Consider the following 5,641-nt stretch of genomic DNA (forward strand, 5'->3'; position numbering starts at 1 on the left):
AGACCGCACAGTCGGGCGTTGCCTGCAGGAGGAGCTTTGCCACCACGGTGGCGACGCCGTCGAAAAAGGTCGGCCGAAAGTTCGATTCGAGCCCGCCGGAGGGGCCGCCGACCGAGATTTTCGTGGCGAAGCCGGCGGGATACATCTCGCCAACCGTCGGTGTGAAGGCAAGGTCGGCCTTTGCCGCGCCCAGTTGGTCGAGGTCGCGGGCGAGTTGGCGCGGGTACTTGTCGAGGTCTTCGCTCGGCGCGAACTGCGTCGGATTGACGAAAATCGACACGACGCAGCGCTCGGCTTTTTGGAGCGCGATCCTGACCAGCGAGATGTGCCCGTCATGCAAAGCACCCATGGTCGGCACCATGGCGACACGAAGGCCGTCGCGCCGCCAGTCCCGGATTTGCGCGCGAAGTGCGGCTACGCTGTCGACGACGACGGGTTGGCTCATGTGTCGTCCCTGCTGTTTGTCGCCGAAAAGACATGGCCGGGGCCGGGGAATGTCCGGCCCCGCACCTCGGCTGCATAGGATTCCGCTGCATGCGAGATCACGCTGCGCAGGTCGGCGTATTCCTTGACGAATTTCGGCACGCGATCGACGGTCAGCCCGACCATGTCGTCGATGACCAGGATCTGGCCGTCGCATTCACCGCTGGCACCGATGCCGATGGTCGGAATGGCGAGACGGCGGCTGATATCGGCGGCGACCCTCTCGACCGTGCCTTCGATGACCACCGAGAAAGCGCCGGCATTCTCGACGGCGAGCGCATCGCGAAGCAATGCCGCAACAGCCTCCTCGGTGCGGCCCTTGATCTTGTAGCCGCCGTCCTTCTCGACCGATTGCGGCTGCAGGCCGATATGTCCCATCACCGGAATGCCGGCGGCGACGATGGCCTCGATCTGGCTGATCATGTCGAGGCCGCCTTCGAGCTTCACCGCCTGGCAGCCGGTTTCGTCGACGACCCGCCGCGCCGAGGTGACGGCTTGCGCTGCCGTTGCCTCATAGGTGCCGGCCGGCAGGTCGACGACGACGCAGGCCCTGGCCGAGCCGCGCATCACGGCCTGCCCATGTGCGATCATCATCTCCAGCGAGGCGCCCAGCGTCGTCTTGTGGCCATGCAGGACCATGGCGACACTGTCGCCGACCAGAAGCAGGTCAACATGGTGATCGAGCAGACGGGCGATGGGATAGGTATAGGCGGTCAGGCAAACGATCGGCGTGCCGCCCTTGCGGTGGCGAATCGCCTCGGCGCTGATGCGAATGTCGGTGGTCGGCAATTCCGTGGCCAATCGTCACCTCCTTGGCCTCAAGCCGGGCTGGATGCAGGCATGGGCGCGCAGAGCTTTAGAAATACCGCAAAGGCTTGGCAAGCGTGCATGCAGCGACCGGGAGGATCACAGGCTTGTGTCGGGCTTCAGGCAAGCCATTTGCGCGCACGCCGTGGCAAAAGCCTTGCCTTCGGCAAGGCCTGACGCCATAAGCAGGAAAACGGGCGCTGCCGGCGCGAGGGTTTTGAAATGAAGACTTTCCTTACGCAGTTTTTCACCTGGTGGAACAGCCAGACGATAGGAACCCGCCTGCACACGTGGCGGTACGGCAAGAAGGTCGGCCAGGACGAGACCGGCAATTTCTATTACGAAGGCGGCATCGATTCGGAAGGCCGCACGCGCCGCTGGGTCATCTACCGCAATTATTCGGAGGCTTCGGCGATACCGCCCGGCTGGCACGGCTGGATGCACCACCGCGTCGACGTCGCGCCGTCCAGCGAGGACTACAAGCCGCGCGATTGGCAGAAGCCGCATCAGCCCAATCTGACCGGCAGCCCGGCGGCCTATCGCCCGAAGGGCTCGGTGCTGACCAATCAGCACCGCCCGCAGGTCACCGGCGACTACGACGCCTGGACACCCGGGTCGTAGGCGACAGGGTGCAAGCCGGTCCTTTATCGCCACAATTGGTGTTTAGCTGCTTGCTGATCAGAAAACGGCGACTAGCCTTGGCGATCGACAGAATCACCCGGGCGCGAACCACCGGTATCTTTGCATGAGCTTTTCTTACTCAATATCGGCCAGTCTGGCGCTAGCCGCCGGTCTTGCCGTCAGCACCGTGGCCTTCGCCGCTTCGCCTGAGCCCGCGGCACCCGCTCCGGCGCTGCCCGCCGGAGCGGACCGGGTCACCAATGCCGTTGCCGAGTTTGCCGGTATCGACAAGATCACCGGCCGCATCATCACCTTCGATGTCTATATCGACGAGACGGTGCAGTTCGGCGCTTTGCAGGTGACGCCGCGCGTCTGCTATTCGCGGCCACAGACCGAAGAGCCGAAGACAGATTCCTTCGTCGAGGTCGACGAGATCACGCTGGACCGCAAGATCCGCCGCATCTTCACCGGCTGGATGTTTGCCGAAAGCCCCGGCCTCAATGCCGTCGAGCATGCCGTCTACGACGTCTGGCTGAAGGAATGCAAGCAGAAGTCGGATGTGCCGGCGCCCGACGGCGCCAAGGCTGACGCAACCAAAGCCGAGGCGCCCAAGCCCGCGGCGGCCAAACCGAAAACCGCGACCGCTCCGGACGTGACAGAGCCTGGCGTGACGGAGCCGGACGCTTCGGACCCCGATACGACCGACACCAACTGATCCTCCGGAACCGTCCTTGCCACCATACGTTGGGGCACGGATGAGCGCGCATCTATGCGCAGGGAGGATCTTCCGATGTCAGACAGCAAGCGGATCACAGCCGGCAAGGCAGAGTTGCTGGAACTCGAAAAGGGATTCTGGACGGGCGACGCGGCCTACTATGCGGCCAATGTCGACACCGAATGCCTGGTGGCGTTTCCGCAGATGGCACAGGCGATGGACAATGCGGATCTCGCCAAGACCGCAACCAAGCCCAACCGCTGGCGCGACCTGAAAATCGACCTCAAGGGTATTATCGAGCCGGGCAGCGACATCATCATGCTGACCTACGAGGCACATGCGACACGCGAGAACGGCGAACCTTACGTCGCGCTGGTCAGCACCGGCTATGTCCATCGCGTCAATGGCTGGAAGATGATGTTCCATTCGCAGACGCCATTGGAAGCCGCCACCGGGAAGTAGGCTCAATCTTCAGGGATAGAATTCGGCGTCAGGGATAGAATACGGCCTCGCCCTTCAGCGCGTCGGCCAGCATCTTTTCATATTTGCCGCGCGGCACGTCGACCGCGCCGAAGCGCTTGAGGTGCTCGGTGGTGAACTGGGTGTCAAGCAGAGCGAAGCCGCGTGCCTTCAAGCGCTCGACGAGATAGAAAAGGCAGGTCTTGGAAGCGTCTGTCTCCCTGGCGAACATGCTCTCGCCAAAAAACACCCGGCCGAGCGACACGCCATAGAGGCCGCCGACCAGCCGGTCCTCGCGCCACGCCTCGACCGAATGACAATGGCCTATCCGATGCAACTCGACATAGGCTTCGCGGATCGGCGCATTGATCCAGGTCGAGCGCCGTTCCACGCGCTTTTCGGCGCAGCCGTCGATGGTCGCTTCGAAATCGAAATCGAAACGGATGTCGAAGGGGTTCTTCCTGATCGTTTTCCTGAGGCTTTTCGGCGCGTGAAAACCATCGAGCGGAATGATGCCGCGCGTCTCCGGCCGCACCCAGAACACCTCCGGGTCGCCGGCACTTTCTGCCATCGGGAAGACGCCCGAGGCGTATGCCTTGAGCAGAAGGTCGGTGGGGATGCGATAGCCGGGCGCGTAGGGGCGGGTCATCGCGTCTCCGCGCTACTCTTCCTTGGCCAGATATTTTTCCAGCCAGTGGATGTCGTAGTCGCCATTGGCGATGTCGGCATTGCCGACGAGATCGCGAAACAGCGGCAGCGTCGTCTTGATACCGTCGACGACGAACTCGTCCAGCGCGCGGCGCAGGCGCATCATGCACTCGACGCGATTACGCCCATGCACGATCAGCTTGCCGATCAGGCTGTCATAGTATGGCGGGATCTTGTAGCCGGAATAAACGCCGGAATCGACGCGGATGCCCAGGCCGCCCGGTGTGTGGAAATGGGTGATCGTGCCGGGCGAGGGGGTGAAGGTGCGCGGGTCCTCGGCGTTGATGCGGCATTCGATGGCGTGGCCGTTGAACTTGATGTCCTCCTGCTTCACCGAGAGGCCGCCACCGGAGGCGACGCGGATCTGCTCATGCACGAGATCGATGCCGGTGATCGCTTCCGTCACCGGATGCTCGACCTGCAGGCGCGTGTTCATCTCGATGAAATAGAACTCGCCATTCTCGTAGAGGAACTCGATGGTGCCGGCGCCGGAATAGCCGAGGTCGGCGATCGCCTTGGCGCAGATGCCGCCGATACGGGCGCGCTCTTCGGCGTTGAGGGCGGGCGAGGGTGCCTCTTCCCAGACCTTCTGGTGGCGGCGCTGCAAGGAACAGTCGCGCTCGCCGAAATGCACGCCGCGGCCAAAGCCGTCACCAAACACCTGGACTTCGATATGGCGCGGCTTTTCCAGGTATTTCTCGATGTAGACGGCATCGTCGCCGAAGGCGGCACCGGCTTCCGTGCTCGCCGTCTGCAGGGCGATCTCCAGGTCAGCCTCGGTGAGGGCGACCTTCATGCCGCGTCCGCCACCGCCGGCCGATGCCTTGATGATCACGGGATAGCCGATCTCGGCGGCAATGCGCCTGGCTTCCTTCTGGTCGGTGACGGCGCCGTCCGAACCGGGCACAACCGGAATGCCGAGGCGCTTGGCGGTTCGCTTGGCCTCGATCTTGTCGCCCATGATGCGGATATGGTCGCCGGACGGACCGATGAAGGTGATGTTGTGCGCGGCCAGTATGTCGGCGAACTTGGCGTTCTCCGACAGGAAGCCGTAACCCGGGTGCACGGCGTCGGCGCCGGTGATTTCGCAGGCCGCAACGATCTGATGGATGTTGAGATAGCTGTCGCGCGATGGCGGCGGACCGATGCAGACGCTCTCGTCCGCGAGCCGCACATGCATGGCGTCGGCATCGGCGGTCGAATGCACCACCACCGTCTGGATGCCGAGTTCCTTGCAGGCGCGCAGCACCCGGAGGGCGATTTCGCCGCGATTGGCGATGAGGATCTTCTGAAACATCAGGCCCGCTCTATTCGATCACGACGAGCGGCATGCCATATTCGACCGGCTGCGAATCCTCGAAAAGGATCGCGGTCACAGTACCGGCGCGCGGCGAGGGGATCTGGTTCATCGTCTTCATCGCTTCGATGATCAGCAGCGTCTGGCCTTCCTTGACCTTCTGGCCGACTTCGATGAACGCCTTGGCGTCCGGCGACGGCGCCAGGTAGGCGGTGCCGACCATCGGTGAGGTGACTGCGTTCTTGGAAATATCTGCCACAACGGGCAGAGCTACGGAGGCAGCTTGCGCTGCTGCCGGCGCATAGGCTTGCTGCGGCGCTGCGATTGCATGAACAGCCGGCGCCTGCCGCGAGACGCGCACCTTCAGGTCGCCGAGTTCAACCTCGATCTCGGTGAGATTGGTGTCGTTCAGTATGCCCGCCAGATCGCGGATCAGTTGCTGGTCAACACCGGTCTTCTTTATCGACATTTTCGAGCCTTCTGTTTGTTGGCCGGTCATAGGCGTGCAGCCAGCGCCTGTAGCGCCAGCGTATAGCCGAGCGGCCCAAAGC

The 5,641-nt window shown here is 63.1% G+C and carries 8 protein-coding genes; 3 read left to right on the forward strand and 5 right to left on the reverse strand.

Features of this window, described 5'->3' with window-relative positions; translation table 11 throughout:
* The coding region (locus EOD15_RS27330; RefSeq protein ID WP_148129655.1) for a pantoate--beta-alanine ligase at positions 1–445 on the reverse strand (445 nt) is incomplete at its 3' end.
* Positions 442–1,284 (reverse strand): 3-methyl-2-oxobutanoate hydroxymethyltransferase, encoded by an 843-nt coding sequence (gene panB, locus EOD15_RS27335; RefSeq protein WP_127409015.1) that lies wholly within the window; start codon positions 1,282–1,284, stop codon positions 442–444. The genes EOD15_RS27330 and panB, both read right to left, overlap by 4 nt.
* Positions 1,285–1,512: 228 nt before the next feature.
* Here panB and EOD15_RS27340 point away from each other — a divergent pair, with 228 nt between their 5' ends.
* The 3 genes from EOD15_RS27340 to EOD15_RS27350 all read left to right on the forward strand — a co-directional run bounded on the left by EOD15_RS27340 (position 1,513) and on the right by EOD15_RS27350 (position 3,088).
* Positions 1,513–1,911, forward strand: coding sequence for an NADH:ubiquinone oxidoreductase subunit NDUFA12 (locus EOD15_RS27340; protein WP_013531353.1), 399 nt, complete (start codon positions 1,513–1,515; stop codon positions 1,909–1,911).
* Positions 1,912–2,035: 124 nt separating this feature from the next.
* Positions 2,036–2,626, forward strand: a complete 591-nt coding sequence (locus EOD15_RS27345) for a DUF2155 domain-containing protein (protein WP_127322831.1) — start codon at positions 2,036–2,038, stop codon at positions 2,624–2,626.
* 75 nt (positions 2,627–2,701) lie between these two features.
* On the forward strand, positions 2,702–3,088 hold the full coding sequence (locus tag EOD15_RS27350; RefSeq protein WP_127322832.1) for a hypothetical protein: 387 nt from the start codon (positions 2,702–2,704) through the stop codon (positions 3,086–3,088).
* Positions 3,089–3,116: 28 nt separating this feature from the next.
* Here the strand turns inward: EOD15_RS27350 and aat are convergent, their stop codons facing one another.
* From aat to accB, 3 genes are read right to left on the reverse strand one after another with little or no spacing between them, the layout of a single operon-like run.
* Positions 3,117–3,734, reverse strand: coding sequence for a leucyl/phenylalanyl-tRNA--protein transferase (aat, locus tag EOD15_RS27355; protein ID WP_127269232.1), 618 nt, complete (start codon positions 3,732–3,734; stop codon positions 3,117–3,119).
* Positions 3,735–3,746: 12 nt separating this feature from the next.
* On the reverse strand, positions 3,747–5,090 hold the full coding sequence (gene accC, locus EOD15_RS27360; protein ID WP_023812133.1) for an acetyl-CoA carboxylase biotin carboxylase subunit: 1,344 nt from the start codon (positions 5,088–5,090) through the stop codon (positions 3,747–3,749).
* A gap of 10 nt (positions 5,091–5,100) precedes the next feature.
* Entirely contained in the window at positions 5,101–5,559 is a 459-nt protein-coding gene (gene accB, locus EOD15_RS27365) for an acetyl-CoA carboxylase biotin carboxyl carrier protein (protein WP_023812132.1), read from the reverse strand.
* Positions 5,560–5,641 lie beyond the last annotated feature (82 nt).

Origin of the sequence: Mesorhizobium sp. M7A.T.Ca.US.000.02.2.1 (assembly GCF_003996995.1) — a bacterium.
GTDB lineage: Bacteria > Pseudomonadota > Alphaproteobacteria > Rhizobiales > Rhizobiaceae > Mesorhizobium.

Bases quoted from the DNA above. Each gene is read 5' to 3' on its own strand.
- EOD15_RS27340 (WP_013531353.1), top strand. From the start codon at position 1,513: ATGAAGACTTTCCTTACGCAGTTTTTCACCTGGTGGAACAGCCAGACG.
- EOD15_RS27345 (WP_127322831.1), top strand. From the start codon at position 2,036: ATGAGCTTTTCTTACTCAATATCGGCCAGTCTGGCGCTAGCCGCCGGT.
- EOD15_RS27350 (WP_127322832.1), top strand. From the start codon at position 2,702: ATGTCAGACAGCAAGCGGATCACAGCCGGCAAGGCAGAGTTGCTGGAA.
- aat (WP_127269232.1), bottom strand. From the start codon at position 3,734: ATGACCCGCCCCTACGCGCCCGGCTATCGCATCCCCACCGACCTTCTG.
- accC (WP_023812133.1), bottom strand. From the start codon at position 5,090: ATGTTTCAGAAGATCCTCATCGCCAATCGCGGCGAAATCGCCCTCCGG.
- accB (WP_023812132.1), bottom strand. From the start codon at position 5,559: ATGTCGATAAAGAAGACCGGTGTTGACCAGCAACTGATCCGCGATCTG.